Annotated in this window: 19 protein-coding genes and 1 tRNA gene; 7 read left to right on the top strand and 13 right to left on the bottom strand. The window is 35.3% G+C overall.

What is annotated here, in order from left to right; translation table 11 throughout:
- Positions 1–263: 263 nt before the first annotated feature.
- Positions 264–560 carry a hypothetical protein gene (locus tag LS64_RS08830; RefSeq protein WP_034573455.1) on the top strand — a complete coding sequence of 99 codons (297 nt, stop codon included), beginning with the start codon at positions 264–266 and terminating at the stop codon, positions 558–560.
- 6 nt (positions 561–566) lie between these two features.
- Here LS64_RS08830 and LS64_RS08825 read toward each other — a convergent pair whose 3' ends face one another.
- From LS64_RS08825 to LS64_RS08815, 3 genes are all read right to left on the bottom strand, one after another.
- On the bottom strand, positions 567–1,214 hold the full coding sequence (locus LS64_RS08825; protein WP_052062664.1) for a restriction endonuclease PLD domain-containing protein: 648 nt from the start codon (positions 1,212–1,214) through the stop codon (positions 567–569).
- A 190-nt stretch (positions 1,215–1,404) separates the two neighbouring features.
- Positions 1,405–2,172, bottom strand: coding sequence for a protein NO VEIN domain-containing protein (locus LS64_RS08820; protein ID WP_034573452.1), 768 nt, complete (start codon positions 2,170–2,172; stop codon positions 1,405–1,407).
- Positions 2,173–2,193: 21 nt separating this feature from the next.
- Positions 2,194–2,961, bottom strand: a complete 768-nt coding sequence (locus LS64_RS08815; protein WP_081948386.1) for a DNA cytosine methyltransferase — start codon at positions 2,959–2,961, stop codon at positions 2,194–2,196.
- A 52-nt stretch (positions 2,962–3,013) separates the two neighbouring features.
- On the opposite strand from LS64_RS08815, the gene LS64_RS08810 reads away from it, so the two are divergent.
- On the top strand, positions 3,014–3,448 hold the full coding sequence (locus tag LS64_RS08810; protein ID WP_034573449.1) for a hypothetical protein: 435 nt from the start codon (positions 3,014–3,016) through the stop codon (positions 3,446–3,448).
- Positions 3,449–3,726: 278 nt separating this feature from the next.
- Here LS64_RS08810 and LS64_RS08805 read toward each other — a convergent pair whose 3' ends face one another.
- A complete protein-coding gene (locus tag LS64_RS08805) occupies positions 3,727–6,297 on the bottom strand; it encodes a TonB-dependent receptor domain-containing protein (RefSeq protein WP_118988395.1) in 2,571 nt (856 codons plus the stop codon).
- A 451-nt stretch (positions 6,298–6,748) separates the two neighbouring features.
- Here LS64_RS08805 and LS64_RS13675 point away from each other — a divergent pair, with 451 nt between their 5' ends.
- Entirely contained in the window at positions 6,749–6,874 is a 126-nt protein-coding gene (locus tag LS64_RS13675; RefSeq protein WP_272916621.1) for a hypothetical protein, read from the top strand.
- 229 nt (positions 6,875–7,103) lie between these two features.
- Here LS64_RS13675 and LS64_RS13340 read toward each other — a convergent pair whose 3' ends face one another.
- On the bottom strand, positions 7,104–7,307 hold the full coding sequence (locus tag LS64_RS13340; protein ID WP_238699481.1) for a hypothetical protein: 204 nt from the start codon (positions 7,305–7,307) through the stop codon (positions 7,104–7,106).
- Positions 7,308–7,329: 22 nt separating this feature from the next.
- On the opposite strand from LS64_RS13340, the gene LS64_RS08800 reads away from it, so the two are divergent.
- Positions 7,330–9,375: a TonB-dependent receptor domain-containing protein gene (locus tag LS64_RS08800; protein ID WP_064773734.1), complete on the top strand. Its 2,046-nt coding sequence runs from the start codon at positions 7,330–7,332 to the stop codon at positions 9,373–9,375.
- Positions 9,376–9,383: 8 nt separating this feature from the next.
- Here LS64_RS08800 and LS64_RS08795 read toward each other — a convergent pair whose 3' ends face one another.
- The 4 genes from LS64_RS08795 to LS64_RS08780 form a co-directional block, all read right to left on the bottom strand.
- Positions 9,384–10,244: a hypothetical protein gene (locus tag LS64_RS08795; RefSeq protein WP_034573282.1), complete on the bottom strand. Its 861-nt coding sequence runs from the start codon at positions 10,242–10,244 to the stop codon at positions 9,384–9,386.
- A gap of 49 nt (positions 10,245–10,293) precedes the next feature.
- Positions 10,294–10,905, bottom strand: coding sequence for a penicillin-binding protein activator LpoB (lpoB, locus tag LS64_RS08790; protein WP_034573284.1), 612 nt, complete (start codon positions 10,903–10,905; stop codon positions 10,294–10,296).
- Complete coding sequence (locus LS64_RS08785; protein WP_237416231.1) at positions 10,906–12,381, bottom strand: COG3014 family protein; 1,476 nt, start codon at positions 12,379–12,381, stop codon at positions 10,906–10,908.
- Positions 12,382–12,442: 61 nt separating this feature from the next.
- Positions 12,443–14,077, bottom strand: a complete 1,635-nt coding sequence (locus LS64_RS08780; RefSeq protein ID WP_081948377.1) for a DASS family sodium-coupled anion symporter — start codon at positions 14,075–14,077, stop codon at positions 12,443–12,445.
- 182 nt (positions 14,078–14,259) lie between these two features.
- Between LS64_RS08780 and LS64_RS08775 the strand changes: the two genes are divergently transcribed.
- Entirely contained in the window at positions 14,260–14,553 is a 294-nt protein-coding gene (locus LS64_RS08775; RefSeq protein ID WP_034573287.1) for a YciI family protein, read from the top strand.
- A gap of 4 nt (positions 14,554–14,557) precedes the next feature.
- Here LS64_RS08775 and LS64_RS08770 read toward each other — a convergent pair whose 3' ends face one another.
- On the bottom strand, positions 14,558–15,271 hold the full coding sequence (locus LS64_RS08770; RefSeq protein ID WP_237416407.1) for a thiamine phosphate synthase: 714 nt from the start codon (positions 15,269–15,271) through the stop codon (positions 14,558–14,560).
- Positions 15,243–17,840, bottom strand: a complete 2,598-nt coding sequence (acnB, locus tag LS64_RS08765) for a bifunctional aconitate hydratase 2/2-methylisocitrate dehydratase (protein ID WP_034573290.1) — start codon at positions 17,838–17,840, stop codon at positions 15,243–15,245. The genes LS64_RS08770 and acnB overlap by 29 nt, the downstream gene beginning before the upstream one ends.
- Before the next feature lie 122 nt (positions 17,841–17,962).
- Between acnB and cysK the strand changes: the two genes are divergently transcribed.
- Entirely contained in the window at positions 17,963–18,880 is a 918-nt protein-coding gene (gene cysK / locus LS64_RS08760; RefSeq protein ID WP_034573292.1) for a cysteine synthase A, read from the top strand.
- A 239-nt stretch (positions 18,881–19,119) separates the two neighbouring features.
- Here cysK and LS64_RS08755 read toward each other — a convergent pair.
- Positions 19,120–19,196 (bottom strand) — tRNA-Pro (locus LS64_RS08755).
- Positions 19,197–19,280: 84 nt separating this feature from the next.
- On the opposite strand from LS64_RS08755, the gene LS64_RS08750 reads away from it, so the two are divergent.
- Complete coding sequence (locus LS64_RS08750) at positions 19,281–21,350, top strand: excinuclease ABC subunit UvrC (RefSeq protein WP_052062650.1); 2,070 nt, start codon at positions 19,281–19,283, stop codon at positions 21,348–21,350.
- Here the strand turns inward: LS64_RS08750 and LS64_RS08745 are convergent.
- A complete protein-coding gene (locus tag LS64_RS08745) occupies positions 21,336–21,986 on the bottom strand; it encodes an outer membrane beta-barrel protein (protein ID WP_081948378.1) in 651 nt (216 codons plus the stop codon). The genes LS64_RS08750 and LS64_RS08745 overlap by 15 nt on opposite strands.
- Positions 21,987–22,100: the final 114 nt, after the last annotated feature.

The following is a 22,100-nucleotide window of genomic DNA, read 5'->3' as shown; positions in this document are numbered from 1 at the left end:
TGTGGTTGAACGCTCAAAATAAATCCTTTTCTTAGAATCTAAATAATATAATAACGAAAAAGTTTAGATTCTATATAAACTAGAATCTAAAACTAATATTTTTTTGATATAATTTCGAAATTAAGAAGTTTTTGTTTATAAAATTATAAAAGGAATAATATGAGTGGTGTGAGTTATAAGAGTAGGATTGCGGAGTTAAGGAAGATTCTAAGTGATGGGCTGCTTGAAAAAATAGCCTAGAAGCCTTGTATGATAGATTTATAATGCGACTAATTGTGTCGCGGCTAAAAAGTAAAGATAGCTTTGATACCTTGCTAGATATGGCGGCGGCTAAGGATTTTATCGATATAGAATCTAGTTTAAAATTTAGCAATGCTGAATTAGATTCTATAAAAGCAAAAGTGCCAAATATTACGCTAGATAAGGAAGTAAAAGCGGCGCTCAAAAACATAAAAGCCCAAATAGAAATCTATAATAGCGAAGCCCTAACGCACAATGCCGAGATAATCGATGTAAGTGAAAGGCGATGGATTGCTATAATGGAATCTAAAGTCGCATAGTAAAATTTAATTTTGCTTAACCTTACCTACAAATTTATCATAGCTATCAAGTGAAGCGATGTCGATGCTATAGATTCCATTAGAATCTTTACTAACTATCACGCTATCAAAGCCTAAGTTTTCTAAATGTTTGTAAGTGGCAAGTTCGCCTACTTTTAAATTTAATGCGGTTTGTAAAAGCCACGTAGATAAAGCGGTATTTGGATTACTCATCAAGGCTTTAGAATCTTGCTGGCAAACTTTCACATTTAGATTCTCATTATTTGGCGTTTTTAGTATAAAAGTGCTATCACGTGGCGGGAAAAAATTAGGAAAATTATTTCTTACAAAAGCTGGGATTTGAATATACACTTCGCCATAATTTCTAGCTCTACCCCCTGCATTCCATTGATTTAAGCCACTTTTGCTTGGCACTTCTTTTACACCATTTTTCACACTATAAAGTGGCAAAATCACATAATCGCGACCCGCTATTTTTTCTTTTATAGAATCTGCATTTAAGATTCTATCCTTTAGACTTAAAAGCAACAAAAAAGGATTTTCTATAATTTTTATATTAATTTCAAAGGCATTTTGTGGAATGTAAAATTTGCGTTGCAACACGCTTTTTGAAAAATTAAAAAAATATTCATTTGAATCATCGCTAAAATGCAAAGACGACTTAGAAGTCTTAATATTTCTTAACGAATCTATATTGATTTTTTTATAATCGCTTTCAAAAAATAAAAGCTTATTTTCACGTCTTGCGATAATGTGATATATAGAATCTTTTATACCATAGATATTATTTGCGGCTTGTATTCTATCGTTTCTAAGCTTTGTTTGATTCTAAAAAATATAGAATCTAGCTTATGATTCCATCTAAATGATATTCTTTTGTGATTTTTTGCTGCAAGATTTTTTCTTTAAAGTTTAGATTTTCTAAAGGGTTTATATACTCCCTAAATTGCGGGTTTTCACGCAAATTCAAAACAACCACCAACATATAAGCATCTTTAAATTTACTTGCCTTTTGATATTCATTTTGCGTTAATCTTACATTGCCACTTTTTTCTTTTACGCCCTTAATTTCGCATAAAAATTCGCTTTCTTTATTTGTCATAAAAAAGTCGTATCCATCGCCATAAAGTCTTGCATCTTCTAGGTTAAAATCACGCAAAATATCAATTTGATTATAATTTTTCATAAAATAAAGCTCGGCTTCAAGCCCTGTATTTTGCATTTTTTTAAACTTAGATTCTAAAATCGCTGAAGGCTTAAAATCCTTAGAATCTAGCGTGATTTTATACTCATTTTTTAGCACTAATTTTACGATATTTGCATAATTTCGCACATCTAAATTACCATAAAGACTATCAATTAGCTCTTTTCTATGGATATAGGCATTGCCTTTTTGCCACCAGCCACGCCGTTTATTTGGGAAAAAATAATCAAACAAATCCATTTTATTTTTCACCACAGACGCGGTTTTTACGATATTTTCTTTCACAAAAATATTAAAAAATTCTTGCTTACTTTTGCAATTAAACTCTTTTATAAAATCATTATCAAACTTAGCTAATCCATAACCTAGCAAATTTAAAAGTTCGTAATTCTCGTGTTTTTTACTCATAATATTTCTTTATTTGTAATATTAGATTCTATATTTTAAAACATAGAATCTTAGCTTAAGAATGTGTAGAATCTCGCTAAAGACTTCATAACCTAGATTTTTCAAAGTAGATTCTATAATTTCATAAGTTTTGCCATTATTATGATTTTTTAGATTCTTAACATTTTCTAAAAATAAGACTTTTGGTTTATGCTCTTTTGCAATTTTTGCAATTTCAAAAAATAACGTGCCGCGCGTATCTTCAAAGCCTTTTTGATACCCCGCAATGCTAAAAGCCTGACAAGGAAAGCCACCGCATAAAATATCAAAATCTTTTGGAATCTTTTCTTGCGTTTGAGTTAGTGTAATGTCGCCAAAAAGGGGCGTTTTAGGGAAATTTAGCGAATATGTTTTTTGCGCATTCAATTCAATTTCACTAGCAAAAAGGCAAGATATATTAGATTCTATATTTTTTTTAGATTCTATATTGTTAGAATCTTTATTGCTAAAATCCACTTTTTTAGAATCTAAATTATATTTTTTATTTTGTATAGAATTTACAGAATCTATCTTTTTAGATTCTATAAATTTATTAGTATTTTTAGAATTTATTTTTTTAATAGTTTTAGATTCTGTAATTATTTTAGAATCTATATTAAAATCAATATTTTTAGATTCTATCTTAGAATCTTTTTTGATATTTATCTTTTTAGATTCTATTATTTTCTTAGAATCTATTTCGCTACTAGCTTCATTTAACGCCAAATGAAACCCACCAAAATAGCCAAATAAATCTATAAATTTAAGCATTTTCAACACCTTTAAAAGTTTAGAATCTTAGCTTAAAAATGCGGATATTTTGATGATTAGCGATTTTATTTTTAGCCCGGGGAATATAGAATCTATTGCGAAATTACGCAAAAAAGCTTTTGAAAATAGGCAAGATTCTAATTTAGATTCTAAAGATTTTATAGAATCTATAGAATCTATACACAATATTGAATCGCAAAGCGAAACATCTACTGCAAAATATTTTAAAAACGCAAATTCTAAAGATTCTATAGAATCTAAAAATTCGCAAGATTCTAAAAATTTTATAGAATCTGCAAACAAAGATTCTAAAAAGTTTATAGAATCTAAAAATAAAGATTCTAAAAACAAACTTCATGCTCTTTATATCGGTAATTTCAACGCACAACATTTACCAAAAAATCTATTTGATTCACAATTTATCTACAATCAATCCACGCACAACATAGAATCTTTATGCAAAAATGCCCGTAAAATCTTAGATTAGATTCAAACATCTAAGTAACACAACCTACCATATTTTATAAAACATAGAATCTAGATTTTATCTATTATAAAAGGGTGGTGGGTGGGCGACTAGGCATTTTATGAAAGCAAAAAAGAATCTAAATTAACAATATTTTTCTTTTTATCTATTTCCATCCTGCCAGCCTTTAATAGCGAAAAATATCTTATAGAATCTAGATTCTATATTTTGCTTCGCAAATTCCTATCGCCCGCCCGACCGCCCTTTTTGAAAAAATAATGTTTTATAGAATCTAGATTCTAAAAATCCACTTTAAAGCTTATCCAGTAGCTGCGAGATGGCATTATGCGTTGATATTGATTTGTATAGCCGCCACGTTCCACCCACGCACCGACTTGATTAGCACCGCTACCATTAGTAGAATAGCTAGTATAAATTATCGGGTCCCAAAAATTCACATCAAAAAGATTATTAATTGTAAAAGTGATGCCATATTTTTTATATAAATTATATGTGATACCTATATCTACTAATTGATAGTCTTTGTAGTATTTTCCTATCACGGCACGTGTAGTGGCATTATAGTTTGCAGCATTTGTATTTGCTGGGCTTGTAGGCGTTTGGAATCTACCGCTCCATCGCAAATAAATATCAAATATATGATTTTGATTTATAGCATAATGATACTTTGGTGTAAAGATAAAATTATGTCTTGGGATATTATTTACAGGCTCTCCTACTTGATAGGCATTAGCAGCATTGATTGCTTCTAGCACTTCTGTGTATGTAAAGCCATAGTTAAAATCCGCGCTAAAGCCATAAAGTGGCTTCATCTTTACACTCATTTCTAGCCCTGCCATTAGCGATTTAGCCACATTTGCATAATATGTACAAGTCGCCACAGGGCAGTTTGTAGTTTCGCTATAACTTGTTACTTGGTCTCTAAAATCTGTGTAATATCCTGTCAAAACGCCTTGCACATAGTTATCTTCATATATCGCACTTAGCTCATAGTTCCAGCTTTGCTCAGGTAATAAATTTTTATTACCATACGTATAAGTTTGCCCATCTGTGCTTGGTGTAAAGCCTTCGTATAAATAACTTAGCTGTGGGACTAAGACACCACTTGCAATACCAGCCTTTAGTGTTAAAAAATCAAAGGGGTGATAATTTACATAGAATCTAGGATTTGGTATAGCCTTAAATAAATCGCTAAAGTTATATCTAAGCCCTAAAGTCGTGCTAAAAAATTCATTGAAATTTTGATTAGATTCTATAAAAAAGGCAAATTGATTAAAGGCGCGTATTGAGCGATTAGCCGCAGTTGTGCTAAATACGCTTAGCTGCTCCCACATATAATAAAGCCCAGCATTCATTATTAGATTCCCCATTTTATTAAGCTCAAATTCTTTGTTGTATGTAGTTTGAAAAATAATATTTTTATTATCCCTACCATTGCCATCATTTCCCCAATTTACTTTATCGCCCTTAGTTCCGCCAATAGGCACGCCACTATGTGCGCCCCAAAATGTTTGCGAATATTGTATATAGCTAGTTAAGCGTCCCCACTCATAGCTTCCTTCATGATTTAGCACATTATTTATTTTATAAAAATCTCTAATGGCAGTGATTTGATTACCACTTGTATTAAGACTACCAGTGCGTGCAAAATACACTTCAGAATCTAAATAGATATAATCACTGCTAGTAGGAGTATAATTTATCCTTGCTCCCGCATTCCAATTTGTAAAGCCAGTAGAGCTCCAAGTAGCATAAGGGTTTGTATAATTAGCCGGTCCTATATTACAAACACGATTGCCATTTGTGGTAGCCCAGCTACACGCTTGTAAGCCAAGTGGTTTTAAAAAGCTATTTTGCTCTCCATATTTATACCCACCACGCAAGTTTATACTTAGCATTTTTTTAATAATAGGGACGTTTATATAGCCATTTATACCATATTGATTCCCAAATACGTTATGATTTTCCGCTAGTTTTGTGTCTGCTTGTAAGCCCATAGTTAATTTATCAGTGTGCTTTTTTGTGATAATATTGATAACGCCACCCATCGCATCACTTCCATAGATAATACTTGCAGGTCCGCGTATCACTTCCACTCGCTCTATCATAGATGCAGGGGGCATAAAGCCGCTAAATGTCCCAGCCCAGCCATTCGCATCAAATCCACGTGCGATATTTTGCCTTTTCCCATCAATTAAGATAAGCGTATAAGCAGTGCCAAGCCCACGCATCCTAATCTCATTTCCACCTACCTTAGTAGATTCTGTATAAACGCCCGGGACATCTTGCACTATATCACCTATATCTCGCACAGGACGGCTCATTATCTCTTCATGCGTTATTACACTTATACTAGCAGGGGCATCACGCAAGTTTTGCTCATATCCTGTGGCGGATGTAACTTTTGCTGTGGTGGTTACGGCTTGTAGCTTGTAGCCTTTTGCTTTTTTGGCTTCCTTATCATCAGTTGTGTCGGTGGTAGTGGTTGTAGATTCTATATTTTGCGTCGCGCTAGAATCTATTGTATTAGAATCTGTTGTATTAGAATCTAGCGGATTTGCTAAGGCTAAAGTGCCTATCGATATATATATATATATATATATATATATGCCTTTTAGTATAGAATCTTTAGCATTTTTAGCGTGAGTAAAAAGCCTAGTTTTTATAGAATCTATATGCTTAGATTCTATTGTTTTAGAATCTAGTGTCTTAGATTCTAACGTCTTAGATTCTATTGTTTTAGATTCTAACGTTTTAGATTCTATAAAGCCTTTTAGTTTAGAATCTTGCAATTTAGATTCTAATGCTTTGTTTAGAATCTTGGATTGTATAATAAAACCATTTTTCATAGTCAATTTCTCCTTATGCTAAAAGTTTAAAAATAAGAATTATACGCAAATAAATATTAAATTTAACTTAAATCTTTGAGAAATATTGTGTATAGAATCTAAATCCGTCATACTTGACGCTAGCAAACTATCTTTGTTTTTTATATTAGATTCTAAACAATCTTTAGAATCTTGCAAAAATTAAAAAGTCAAAATATAGAATCTAAAAAGATTGTAAAGATTCTAAAAATTTTATAGAATTTAAAAACAAAAATTCAAAAGATTCCAAAAACAAACTCCACGCCCTTTATATCGGTAACTTTCACACGCAAAACCTACCAAAAAACCTATTTGATTCACAATTTATCTACAACGAACACACGCACAACATAGAATCTTTATGCAAGGGCGCCCGTAAAATCTTAGATTAGATTCTAAGAATACAAACATAGATATTTCGCTATCGCTCAATATGACGAATAAAACAGATTCTATAGAATCTAATCTTGTAGATTCTAAAAAAGATTCTAAAGATTCTATCCTATCGCCCAACCACCGCCCTTTTAATACAATAGATTCTATAGAATCTAGCTTATGATTCCATTTAAATGATATTCTTTTGTGATTTTTTCTTGCAAGGTTTTTCTTTAAAATTTAGAATAAAATCTAAAAAATTAAAATCTATTTAAGCTAGATTTAATATTTAAAATTTTATAATTTCGCTTTTAAGAATTTGGTAATAATTCTTACTAATCTAATCTAAAAGGAAATGAGCATGAAAAATACAACACTGAAAGATTCTATAGAATCTAATTCAATTCTAAGAATCATACGCAAAAATACGTTCTCTCTCTCTCTCTGTTACTAACCAGCAGTGTAGCCCTAGCAGATGACTTAGATTCTAAAGATTCTATAAATAGCGAAAATATAGAATCTACTAGCACAAAAAAGCAAACAACGCAAGTCCCACAAACAGAATCTAGCGAAGCAAAAACATACAAACTAGAAAAAGTTACAACGACGGTTAGCACTGCTAGTGGTTATACGCAGGATATAAAATACGCCCCTGCAAGTATCGCTGTCGTGCCAAAAGAGGAGATTTTAGAGCGACCTGTGCGTGATGTAGGCGATGCCGTGCAAGATATTCCTGGCGTATATGTAGAGGCTAGTAAGACTGGGGCAAATACGATTTCAATGCGTGGGCTAGATTCTAGCTATACACTTATACTAATTGATGGGAAAAGGCAGAATGTAGCACAAGGCTTTGATGAAAATGATATGAGTGCTAATACTAGCTTTATGCCACCAGCAAGTATGATAGAGCGAATAGAAGTGATACGTGGACCTGCTAGTATTATTTATGGTAGCGATGCGATGGGCGGTGTAATAAATATTATCACAAAGAAAAATCCGCAAAAATTTACCGCAAGTGTGCAGCTAGAAACAAAGCTACATGAAAAGCACAAGACATTTGGTAATATCTATGGCGTAAATTTCTATATGGCAGCCCCGATTGTAAAAGATAAATTTTCAATGAATCTTCGCGGTAAATATCAATATGGTGAGCAAAATGCCTTTTTAAAACCAGCATATATCTTGGCTAATCAAACAGGCACAAATAGGGCAAATCCATATTTAGGCTGGTCAGCCACAGGCTTTCAAAATGCAAACTTAGGGGCAAGATTCACATACACGCCAAATACTAATAATACGTTATATTTAGATTTAGATGGCTATTTTGGTCGTTTAGGTTCGCTTAATACTTCGACTGCTTCTATCACGGCTATTAGAGATTTTTATAAGATTAATGGAATCTTAAATTATGATGTTGATTATAATTGGGGGAGAATTAATACATATTTGCAATATAGTCAAACTTTTTGGGCGCCACACGCAGGTGTAGCAGTGGGCGCTAGTAGTGGGACTAGTATAAATTGGGCTAGTTTAAGGGATAATAAAGATGTGATTTTCCAAAGCACGTATAATAATCTTTTTGAATTTGGGAAATTTGGTGAGCTAGTAGTAAATGGCGGTGTGTATTATTTATATGAAAGATTCCAAAATAAAAGTAGCAACTTTGATAGAGCTATGAATCAATTTGCGGTATTTGCAGAGGGTGGATGGAATATTAATGATTATATCGGTATGACTTTGGGGCTTAGATATAATTATAGTGATATTTTTAAGGATATTCCTAACCCTAGATTCTATATTAATTATAATCCATTCTCTTGGCTAACATTTAAAGTGGGCGTAGCAAGTGGCGTTCGCACACCAAATCTTAGCTACTTGTATGAAGGACACACTGAATCTACTTCTAACGACGTAACGACTTATGTATATGGTAATAAAGACTTACGTCCTGAGACTAGCTGGAGCTATGAAGTAGGTAGCATTATTGATACAGAGCATATTTTTGCTACGCTTACAGGATATTATACAGACTTTAGAGACCAGATTGAGACTATTCCCTTTGATGGTGATATGTGTAGCACAGGCTCTACTAATGTGTGTCGCACTTATAGAAACCTAGATAAGACGCTAATGGCAGGGGCTGAAGTAGGCTTTAAACTAAAACCTATATATGGCTTTAGCCTTGATGCAAACTATGGCTTTACATATACAGAAGTGCTAAGCTATTCAGCTAGTGGTAATGTCGGGGAAAATCCGGTAGGAAAGCCTGTCAATTCTATCCCAAAACATAGCTTTACGCTTACGCCACGTTATCATATTGCATTAAGTGAAAATCATGTATTTGATATGTATTTAAGATGGAGTGGTAAATTCCAAACGCCAACGCCTACAGCCACAGGCACACAAGCAGGACGACTAGACCAGACAAAAGCGATAATTGGGCAGTATTATAAAGACTATCAAATAGTAGATATTGCTCTAACTTACAAGGCATTTAAGAAATATTATATAACCTTTAGTGTAAATAACTTATTTGATGTAGATTTCTTAGGAGACTTAGTAGGCTACTCTGGCAGTGGTAATAATCTAGTGATAGGTGGGGCAAACGCAAATAATGTAATAAATCGCTATCAAAGAATCTTACCTAGCCGAAACTATTGGATAACCCTACGCGTTGAGTTTTAGATTCTATATCACCATTTTATAGTGCTACCAAACTCAAGCGTTACCATAAAATTATCGCTTTGTGGATATACATTCAAATTAGAATCATATCTCATAATATTATATCCATAAATCCTTTGCCACACGCCCTTTAAACGCGTATAAAAATTAAATTTTTTATTTCCTATTCCATTTCGTTTTGAAAGCAATGCTAGACTTCCTTCGATTCTATGTCCGCCATTACCATTATTGTTTGATGTGTTAAAAAAATAACTTCTGTGTGTATTAAGGATATTGTAACCATAAACAAGTTTATATTCTAAAATAATATCATTAGTAATACTCTGCCTAAAAAATACACCAAAACCTAAAAATCCAAAGCCAGAATTAAGCTTCTTATCCCTAAAATGCGAACCTAGACCATGCCCATCAATTGTAAGATTCAATGTTAGAATAAGTGGATTTGTAAGTTTGCCAATTGCAGCGCCCATTTCATAAACGCCTTGTATTTTTATAGCTATATCATTTGCGTTATTTTGCGTGTTATAGGGCGTTTGATTTTGCATACCATTTGCATTTATTGTGTGATTTAGAGAGCCATTTATATGCGAGTATCCAATACCAAAAACTACCTCCATCCCAAAATACATAGCATTTTTCCAATAAATACTACCCAAAGCATTAAAAAACACTCCTGTATTTTGAAAATCAATATTTAATATTTTCAATGAATCATAATGTATACCACCACCCACACGCACATCCGTGCAGTAATTGACATCTTCATGACAGCTAAGTGCATTTACTTTATTCAAAAAAATATATGATATTAATAATATCAAAAGAGGTTTTATTATAAAATTTGTAAGTTTTAGGCTTTTAGATTCCATATATAATCCTAAAATCATTTTAGATTCTATAAATTTTAGAATCTAAAACCTACCAGCTAACCTTACTATTTGGGGCGACTTTTATAATATGCGTGCTTTCATCCCACTTTACCACGCCGGTTTTAAGGTCAGTTAGCACAAGTAAAAAGTTATAATCAACCCTTTGTTTATTTTTCACCCTTGTATTTTTCTGCACAATCTTACCTTGCAGTGACAAGCTTGGCGCGACTAATGTGCCTTTTTCCTGCGTTGTGTATTGATTAAACTCATCATTTTCACGCAAGTTTCTAGCCTTATTTATCATATTATCAGTCATTCCACCACTACCACTTATCGCACTTGTCAGCTCAAACTTGCCAGACTTTCGCATTGCGCGAGTTATTTTCATTGTTAAATCCTGCACATCCACTTGCTGCATCGTATCATTTATTACATCCGAAATAGCGACCACTTTTTTAGAATCTAAATCCAGCACATACTCGCTATTTAGCAGACTTTGCACAGATTTTGCCACCGCAGATTCTATATCGTGATAGTCAATGCCTGTGCTTGTAAATTCGCTACTTTGTGCGTTATCCACATACTCCACTTTACCGCCGCAAGCAACAAAGCCAACGCTTAAGACCACGCTTAAAATTCCACTACCTACATATTTAAACATCTAATCTCCTTTTAGTATAAAATGTGTTATCGTGCCATCGCGCACCCGCACATACACGATATTATCGCTACTAGCACATACTTTGTTATCATAGTCATATTTTGCAAAGATTGCAATACGTCCTTTTAAATCATTTGGTTTAGATTCTATCAATTTATTAAACTCAATGCCGCCCATCATTCGATTTTTCAAACTATCACAGCTAAAATCTATCTGCATATTTAGAATCTCTCTATTATCCCCAAAGACTTGTATTTGACTTTGGCTGTTTGGCACACGTGCGATATATACAGAATCTGGCAGGACAATACTAGAGCGAGTATCAGCCGCATTTGTAGCACTAAACGCTAGACTTGTAACAAGCCCAGCAAGCTGCCCATAAGTGCCCATTTGATTCATAGATTCTGTAATCAGTGATTTTACTATCATACCGATAATTGCGCGTGTGATAATGCTTGATAAATGCTTCTCAAACTCACTAGCAAAAAGTGCCGACATATCGCTAATTAAATCCGCATTATACTCATTTACGCGGTAGTTATAGAAATTTTTTCTACCTTCATCCAAAGTCGGCAAGGCGAAATTCACCGCATTCATCCCACTTCCCATAATTAGCGGTATGGATAATTCTATTGGGCTTTTACGAGCCAAGTTCCCATCTTCAATAATTATCCACGTATATTTATCAAAATCTTTTCTACCCTTTCTAGATTCTAGAATCTGCATATCTTGTGCTGCGATTTTAGCTCTTGAGATTCCATAGGCTTCTTTAAGTAAATCTTGTGCCTTTGGATAATCATCTACTATCATAAAATAGATTCCAGAAACATAAGGAATAGCGGGGTTTATAAGGTTTTGATACGCTGCGAAATTACGCAAATTTGAGTATTTTTCATTTAAGATTCTATCGATATTTGCATCGCTTGTATTTTTCGCATACGCGTCATTTTCTTTTTCTTTATTAGCTTGTTCCACCGCTTCATCGTGAGCCTTTTTTATCTCTTTTGCGTAATAATCTTTTGCGCGTCTTTGCCTATCATTAGCGCGATTGAATCTAATCCTTGCATTTTGGTCATCGCCTACACTTGAATACGCCAAAGCTTCGTAATAATTTAAAAGTGCCCCCTCAAAAATATACCCACGATATGGCATAGCCAAATCATTGCTTAGACTTGCCGCGACATTTGCCCCTATGCCAGATAAAATCCCTTGTGACTCATAAACCTTAAAAATATTCTCAGCCTTTTCCAAATCATCAAAGGCAAAATATGGACCAAAATAGCTAAATGTAAGAAAGCTAGACTGCATCTCCCAAAGCAATCTGTCGTTATCCTTATCTTTTTTAGCAGTATGCAGTGTCTTATATAAATGCGTGTAAAAATGCCCATCATACTCACGTTTAACTTGCTCACTATACTTAGAACAAGCACTAAAAAACACACTAAAAAATATCAAAACTACTAGCGAATATTTCAAACTCTCTCCGTTTATGTTTTTAAAATGATAATAGATTCTATCCTTATATAGAATCTAGATTCTAATAATACCCCAGAATCTTCCACCAAATTGAGCCGAATATGGCGAAGATTATGATATTTACCACGCTCATAATAAAGCCCATTTTCCACCACTCACCGATTGTGATATAGCCAGACCCAAAGATTACCGGGGCAGTCCCTGTGGCATAGTGCGTAAGACTCATCATAATGTTACCAGCCGCAGCAAGCATTAAGGCATAAAGCATAGGTGGCGCACCAAGTGCAATGCCCACGCCATAAAACGCCGCAAACATCGCTGCTACGTGTGCCGTAGTCGAAGCGAAGAAATAATGTAAATACAAATATATCAACGTTAAAAGCAAACACGCCCAAAACCAGCTTAAGCCTAGCCCACGAATGCCCACTTCCAAATGTTGCGCGACATAAGCAATCACGCCTAATTTATTAAGGAAAGTAGCCATCATCACAAGCGCGCTAAACCACACAAGCGTATCCCACGCACTCTTTTCACTCAAGCAATCCTGCCACGTCAAAATCCCAGCCAGCAAAGAGAGCGACAGCCCGATAAACGCCACCGCCGCAGGGTCCATCTTAATACCGATTAAATCCGTCACACCAGCCCAAAGCAGCAGCATAATGCCAAAGATTCCAAGCATTACCTTTTCTAAATGCGTCATTTTGCCCATTTTTGCTAGTTCGCTTTTTGCTAGTTGCTTTGCATTATGCGTATCTTTTATCTCAGGCGGATAGAAAAACCACACCACAAGCGGCATTAAAAACAACGCCACAAGGCTAGGCAAAAGCATTGCCACAGCCCACTGCCCCCAAGTAATGTGAAAATCGCCCCCTGTCACATCAGCGACAAGATTGACAACCAGCGGATTAGGCGCAGTCGCGGTGATAAACATACCAGAAGTGATAGGATTTGCCTCGAAATTCACTAACGCGAGATAGCGACCGATGCGATTTTGCGTATTATTCTCCGGGTCAGAGCCAAAGCTATGCGAGATAGAACGCATAATAGGATGGACAATGCCCCCGCCACGCGCGGTATTTGACGGCGTTACAGGTGCTAAAATAAGCTCACTAATAACGATTGAATACGCAATACCTAACGTTTTTCGCCCAAAAAGCGAGATAAAGAAAAAGCCCACACGTCGCCCTAAGCCTGTCTTAATGATACCACGCGAAATCATTACCGCCACAGCAATAAGCCAAATAAGGCTCTCATGGAATCCGCTCAAACTATTTGTCATACTAGCTTTCATAGTAGGCGCAGTTACACAAGTTACCGCCACAATAGAAATCGCCACAATGCTTAACGCACCGATAGGCATAATCTTAAGAATAATCGCCAAAATTGTCGCAATAAAGATTCCAAGCAATCGCCAGCCATCTTGACTTATGCCCTTAATTAGCTTTTCCTCGCCATTTACCATCACGACCGCATCGCCAGGCGGCGTGCTAAACCAAAAGAAAAACCCGATAGCAAGGCACACAAGCGTAGGGATAATAGGAAAATTAAACTCCAGCTTACCGATATGACGTGAAGCAAGGGCTTTCGCGCTACTCTCTTTTATGCTCTGCTTAGCACTAATGGGCTTTTTACTGCCGTTAGATTCTGTGGTTTTATTAGAATCTTGCGTTTTAGAATCTTGTTTAGAATCTGCCATGTTTTACTCCTTTGTGTGTGAAATAAAATACGCAAAAATTAAAAATAGATTCTATCCTAAAATACACATTTTTTATATTTTTATTATAAATTTTATAAATTTATTGCAAGTGATAGTTACAAATTTACTATATTTTTGTATTTTGAATATATAATTTATTGATTAAATGTAAAGGAGAAGTCATGAAATTATTTGTAATGTTAGTAAATTACACCGCACCGATTGAAAAGATAGAAGAGAATTTAAATGCACACAGAAGCTACTTAAGCGAAGGATATAAGGAAGGCTTTTTACTCGCTTCAGGTCCTAGAAATCCAAAAGATGGCGGCTTAATCATAGGTAAATTTGAGTGTATAAACTGCGCTACTGCCTTTAGTAAAGCAGACCCCTTTGTCCAAAATCATGTAGCCGAATACAAAATATATGAATTTGACCCAGTCCTACACAACACAATCCTTGATTCTTTTTTAAAGTAGATTTTTAGGATTTAAAATTTTTTAGTAAATTCCTTGCGTTTTGTGTGATTTTAGATTCTATGTTAGATTCTATGGAATCTTTAGAATCTAGATTCCAAAGGCTTGAGATTACCGCTATCATGTCGGCATTTTTTAGTAAATGGATGTTGTTAGAATCTATTCCACCGATAGCACAAATAGGGATTTTTAGAATCTCTTTTGCCTTTCGCAAAATATCAAGATTGCAATTTACAGCATTTGGCTTAATTTTTGACTTAAACATACCACCAAAGGCAACATAATCTGCTTTTAGATTCTCAAAATGCAAAGCAAGATTTAAATCATTATAGCAACTAACGCCTATGATTCCCTTAAAAGATTCCCTAAAATGTGTAAAATCAGCTACTTCTTCTTTACCTAAATGCACTGCACTTACATTCAAATCTAACGCTAACTCACGCCTATCATTTAGCACAAAAAGCACATTTTTTTCATCACAAAAGCCCTGTAAATCGCTAACTAAACCGCGTATTTGACTATCTTTAGAATCTTTATTGCGATATTGAAAAATGCTAACACCGCCCTTAATTGCAGAATCTAAATAAGAAAAAATCTTAGAATCTGGGCTAAGTTTGCTATCGCTAATTGCGTATAATCCACTTAATTTTTTCATTTTAAAGCCCTTAGATTCCATAGATTCTATAAAGATTCTATAGGGCGAAGTCTTTGATTTTGTCAAATTCTAGGTAGCGATAGACTTTGCTTGTGTTTTCTCCTAGTTTTTGTGGGACTATTTGCAAGTATTCTTCTACACTAGGTAGTCGCCCTAATTTCGCACACACTGCGCCTAGCTCGGCACTTCCTAAATACACTTGAGCGCCTTTGCCCATTCTATTATCAAAGTTTCTAGTTGATGTGGAGAACACAACCGCATTATCTTTTACACGTGCCTGATTTCCCATACATAGACTACATCCTGGCACTTCAATACGCGCTCCTGCCGCACCAAAAAGGCTAAAATACCCTTCATCACTTAGCTTTTTAGAATCCATTTTCGTTGGCGGCACTAGCCACGTGCGTGTTGCACTTTGCCCCTCATTTTTCATAATCTCGCCAAATGCCCTAAAATGCCCGATATTTGTCATACAGCTACCGATAAAAACTTCATCAATATGCTTTGGTCGTTTAGAATCTGCTAGTATCTCGCCTAAGGTTGCCACATCATCTGGGTCATTTGGACACGCTAAAATCGGCTCTTTTATTTCGCTCAAGTCAATTTCAATTACCGCAGCATATTCAGCGTCCTTATCAGCTTTCAAAAGCACAGGATTATTTATCCACTCACGCATTCGCTTTGCCCTACGTGCCAGGGTTTCAGCGTTTTGATAGCCATCTTTTATCATCGCTTCGATTAATGCGATATTAGATTCTAAGTATTCAATTATAGGCTCTTTATTAAGTGCTATGGTGCAAGCCGCCGCACTTCGCTCAGCACTAGCATCACTTAGTTCAAAGGCTTGTTCTACTTTTATATCTTCCAAACCTTCGATTTCTAGAACTTTTCCACTAAAAATATTCTTTTTATTTTGCTTTGGCACGGTTAGCAAGCCCTTTTTAATCGCATAATATGGAATAGCATTTACCAAATCACGCAATGTTATGCCCGGATTCATCTTGCCCTTAAATCGCACTAGGACAGATTCTGGCATATTTAGCGGCATAGAGCCTGTAACAGCGGCAAATGCGACTAGTCCGCTACCAGCTGGGAAGCTAATACCGATAGGGAATCTTGTATGTGAGTCGCCCCCTGTGCCTACGGTATCAGGAAGACAGAATCTATTTAGCCAAGAGTGTATCACGCCATCTTTAGGACGCAATGCCACGCCGCCGCGTGTAGTCATAAAGTTAGGCAATGTCGCTTGCAAGCTAATATCCGCTGGTTTTGGATATGCGGCTGTGTGGCAAAAGCTTTGCATTACAAAGTCAGCGCTGTAACTCAAACTTGCTAATTCTTTTACTTCATCCCTTGTCATCGCGCCTGTGGTATCTTGACTGCCTACGGTTGTAGCCTTTGGTTCGCAGTATTCCCCTGCTCTAACGCCTTCTTTTCCACAAGCCACACCTACCATTTTTTGCGCTAGTGTGTAGCCTTTGTTACTTTGTGCTGGTTGTTTTGGTTTTGCAAATATTTCGCTCTCCCCTAATCCTAAGAATTTCCTAGCCTTATTAGTTAGCCCACGCCCGATAATTAGCGGTATTCGCCCACCAGCGCGGATTTCATCAAATATTGTATTTGGACTAAGTGTAAAAGTGCTAACAACTTCGCCATTTTTCACAATCTGCCCATCGTGTGGTTTCAAAATGATTATATCGCCCTCTTTGAGTTTATCCACATTCGCCACCACAGGCAGACAGCCGCTATCTTCACAAGTCGCAAAGAAAATCGGCGCGATAATGCTACCGATAACAAATCCGCCACTTTTCTTATTTGGTATATAAGGTATAGAATCTCCAAAGTGCCACACGATAGAATTACACGCCGACTTACGACTACTACCTGTGCCAACTACATCGCCGACATATACCACGTGTGCGTCATTTTGAGCCGCTATCTTTTTTATAGAATCTAAACGCGACTCATAATTATCTACGCGACTTTTTAGCATTGCTTTTGCGTGAAGTGGAATATCACTTCTAGTAAAGGCATCACTAGCCGGGCTTAAATCATCTGTGTTTGTCTCACCATCTATTTTTAAAACGGCTAGTTTGATTTCTTTTGGCAATTCTTTTTTAGCCAAAAACCACTCTGCATTAGCCCAAGATTCTATAATTTCTTTAGCGCGACTTGCTACCTTAGAATCTTTAGAATCTTTACTCATATCAGCGATTTTTTCAAACGCATCATATACTAATAATGTATGCTTTAACGCGCGAACCGCTTCAGCTGCCACTTCATCATTGCTAGAGCTTAAAGATTCTAACAAATATGGGACATTGTAGCCACCTAGCATTGTGCCTAAGTATTTGACTGCTTCTTGTGGGGCAAATTTATCGCACTTTATCTCGCCCTTTGCAATCTTGCCTAAAAACTCAGCCTTGATTTTTGCGGAATCATCCACGCCCGGATTCACTCGATTTACTAACAAATCTTTGCAGAAATCCTTGTCACCATCGCTAAACTTACTTGAGTTTAGAATCTCAATTGCAGATGTAGTTTGGGATACATCTAAAGCTAGGGGTGGTATAGCTTGAGATTTTCTCTCGTTAGCTAATTCGTTATATTTTGCTATAAAATGTTCTAAATTCATCACATCGCTCCTTTAAAGAGTTATAAAATTAACTAAAATTTACTTTTAGTTGGTATAATAATTTTAGCTTAAACTTTTTAAGAAAGTGCTTAGCTACACATTTCAAATATGGAGAATTAATCATGATAGCACAAAATGTAACAGAATTGATTGGCAACACACCGATAATAAAGCTAAATAAGCTTTCTAGTAAGTTTGGGGCGAATATTTTTGGGAAATGCGAGTTTATGGAGCCAAATGGGTCGATTAAGGATAGAATCGCCTTTGCAATGGTGCAAGATGGGCTAAAAAGTGGGAAAATCACGCAAAATACGCTAATTATCGAAGCGACAAGTGGTAACACAGGTATCGGTTTGGCTGGAGTGTGCGCGGCTTTGGGCTTAAAATTAACCATTGTAATGCCTAGCTCAATGAGCATTGAGAGACGAAAAGTAATGGCTGCTTTGGGTGCGAAATTAGAATTGACAGAACCTGCAAAGGGGATGAAAGGTGCGTTAGAGCGCGCAAGAGAAATTAATGAATCTACAAAAGATTCTATAATCTTAAAGCAATTTGAAAATGAAGCAAATGTTAGAATCCACAAAGAAACGACTGCAAAAGAGATTCTAAAATCTTTTGGCAATACAAAGGTGGATATTTTTGTCGCTGGTGTAGGCACTGGCGGGAGTTTGACAGGTGTAGGAAGCGTGTTAAAAGAGCATAATCCTAAGACTTTGGTAGTAGCCGTTGAGCCTGCTGCATCGCCTGTATTGAGTGGCGGTCAGCCAAGTCCGCATAAGATTCAAGGAATCGGCGCTGGATTTGTCCCACCGATTTTAGATACTAACGTGTATAGCGAGATTATCAAGGTGGAAAATGAAGATGCCTTTAATATGGCTAGAGAAGTCGCTAAAAAAGAAGGAGTCCTAGTTGGAATCTCAAGTGGTGCGAACTTGCACGCCGCAAAAGTGCTAGCAAAACGCTACCCAAATCACAACATTCTAACAATGCTAAATGACACAGGCGAACGATACCTATCAACCGAACTTTTTGAGGGGTAAAATCTAATATTGAATGATTACAAAACTTGGAGGTTTTGTTATCTTTTTAATTTTTGGGTGTTTTACCCTGATAAAAAATTTAAAAAGCTAAATATTTAAATGTGTTACTCCTAAATAAACAAAACCTAACAAATAACATTAAAATTCAAAATGTAGTTTAAATATTTTTTATATAAAGTATATTCAATTGTAAATTTTTGCAAAATTATTATTTAAATAAAAACTTTTTAGTTAAAAAATGGTCGGAGTAGCGGGATTCAAACCCACGACCTCACCCACCCCAAGGGTGCGCGCTATCAGGCTGCGCTATACTCCGTTAACGCAAAAGGTTATTTTATCAAAAAACTTTATTAATTTAACTAAATTTTATAGAATCTTGTTTTATTTTTAAGGGAAAAATGTGGAAAATTTTAGCGATTTAAAAGCCCAGATTGATAACGCGCCAAACCTGCCGGGCGTGTATCAATACTATGATAGCAATCATAAATTGCTCTATGTTGGCAAAGCAAAAAATTTGAAAAAACGGATAAAAACTTATTTTAAAATTATAGAAATTGAAAGTTTTGTAGAATCTAGCGGCTTAGATTCTAACAAATCACAAGAAAAAGTTACAAAAATCATAACTTATGAAATCCTGCCAAATCCAAAAAATAGCCTTAGAATCCAGCAAATGGTGCGACAAATCTCAAGCATTCACACAATTATAGTCGATAATGAGAAAGAAGCGCTCATTTTGGAAAATTCCTTTATAAAAACGCAAAATCCAAAGTATAATATTTTGCTTCGCGATGATAAGACTTATCCCTATATTACGATAAATCTGGGCGATGATTTTCCGCGATTTAGCATTACGCGTGTGATAAAAAAGACAAAAAATGTCCTATATTTTGGTCCGTATCCAAAGGGTGCTAAGGAGATTCTAAGTAGCATTTATGAAATGTTTCCGCTCGTGCAGGAAAGCAGTTGCTTAAAAGGAAAAAAAACTTGCCTTTATTTTCAGCTAAATAAGTGCCTTGGCGTGTGTGAATATAAAGATTCTGCAACACGTGAAAAGTATGCAAATTACGTGCAAAATGCCTTAAATTTAATGCAAAATAAGGCAAAAATGCTTAAGGTTTTAGAATCTAAAATGCTTGAATACGCGCAAAATGAGCTTTTTGAACAGGCTTTGGCGTGTAAAAATAGCCTTGCGGTGTTGAAAGAAATTGAGCATTTTAGCGTGATTGATTTGAAAAATGGCTATAATGCGGAGGTTTTGAGCTTTATTTATGGGCAAAAGGGTGGGATTTTGCTGAAACTTTTTGTGCGTGATGGTAAGGTGGCAAGTAGTTATCATATTTTTGTGCGTGCAAATATCGGCGTATCAAAAGAAGATTCTAAAAAGTTAGAGAATATAGAATCTAGATTCTATAAAAACACTGAATTTACTAATTTGGAATCTAAAAACTTAGATTCCAAAGAAAACTTAGAAAATTTAGAACTAGATTCTAAAAAAGTTATAGAATCTAACAATATAGATTCTATAAAAAATAACGAAAATTTAGAATCTAACTTGCAAGATTCTAAAAAGCTAGAAAATATAGAATCTAATAATATATCGCCCACCCACCACCCTATTAGTGTAGAATCTAACTTACAAAAAAGCCAACATTTTATAGAATCTAATTCTAATTTTTCTAACTTAACGCAAGAATTTGAATGCGAGATTTACACCCAGGCCCTACTTAAGATTTTGCAAGATGAAAGCCTTAGCAATGAAATAATTATCGCAAATATTAGTGAAAAAAATTTCCAAACCCTGCAAGATTCTATCCCTGAGATTGCTGAGCGGCTCGTGTTTCCAAAGAAAGGAAATAAGCTAAAATTAGCCCAACTTGCAAATCTTAACGCGCAAAATTTGCTAGAAAATCACTATAAAATAAATCGCCTTGAAAATGCCGTGCTACACGAGATTAAAGAGCTTTTTAATCTTAAGCAAGACATTGATAGTATCGAGGTGTTTGATACGAGCCATCATAGTGGGAGTTTTTGCGTTGGGGCGATGATAAGTTATGAAAATAATAACTTTTGCAAGGAAAAGTATCGACATTACAACTTGCAAGGAAAGGATGAATACAGCCAAATGCGCGAGATGCTAAGTCGCCGTGCCGCAAGTTTTAGCAAAGAGCCGCCGCCAAATCTGTGGCTACTTGATGGCGGAAAAGCGCAAATCAACTTGGCAAAAGAAATCTTAGAATCTGTGGGCGCGAATGTCGAGGTGCTAGCCATCGCCAAAGAAAAACGAGACGCCAAAGCCTATCGCGCCAAAGGTCGCGCCAAAGACACCCTGCGTAGTAGCGACTTGGAGGTGCGTTTAAGCGAGAGCGACAAACGGCTGCAATTTTTGCAAAAATTACGCGATGAAGCCCACCGCTTCGCCATAACATTCCACCGCCATCAAAAAAAACGCAATATTTTAAAAAATATATGAATATCCTAATGTTATTATGTAGGGCTTAAAAAGAAAGGTACTTGTTCTATCCGTCTTGCTTGTATATCCTGCCGCTAGTGTTTGTATCTTCGCTCCTAACTCAAGCTTATGTTGACTATTAAGTGTTACAGAAATACCAACATTAATAGGTATATTAAAACCATTATAATCTGCCATTTGTTGCATTTGCTCATTCATAGTTTTGTTTGTAAATGAAGCCATTGCATATCCCAGATTAAACCCAACAAATGCACCCATAGAAAAATAATCCATATTTAAAAAGTTAACCATGAAATCAACATTTAAACCTACATTATGATACATTATATCTTTTGCATAAGGAGCATCTGCAAAGACAACACTAGGCACTATAATTCCATCAAAATCATAGGATAAATACCCTCTTAAACCTAACATTTCAGTAAAAAAATAGTTATAGCCAAATTTTACACCTATGCTATAAGTAGTTTTTACTTCACTTTGGCTGCTAATTTTTCTGCCATTATCATAAGCGGAAAAATCTAAAATATTAGCACCCACACTAGCACCTATAAATAAACCACTTTGCTCACTCTCAGCATACACAACACTTTGTAAAATAGCACTTAATGCTACACAACTTAAAAATTTTCTCATTGTTATGTCCTTGTAAAATATAAAATTCTTTTATAGATAACTAAAAAAGATTAAATACATTTTATGTATATTTAATAAATAGCAAATACAAAAAAAAAAAAACATTTTTTAAAA

This window comes from Helicobacter saguini (assembly GCF_000762875.2).
Lineage (GTDB): Bacteria > Campylobacterota > Campylobacteria > Campylobacterales > Helicobacteraceae > Helicobacter_A > Helicobacter_A saguini.
This window is presented reverse-complemented; position numbering and strand designations above follow the sequence as displayed.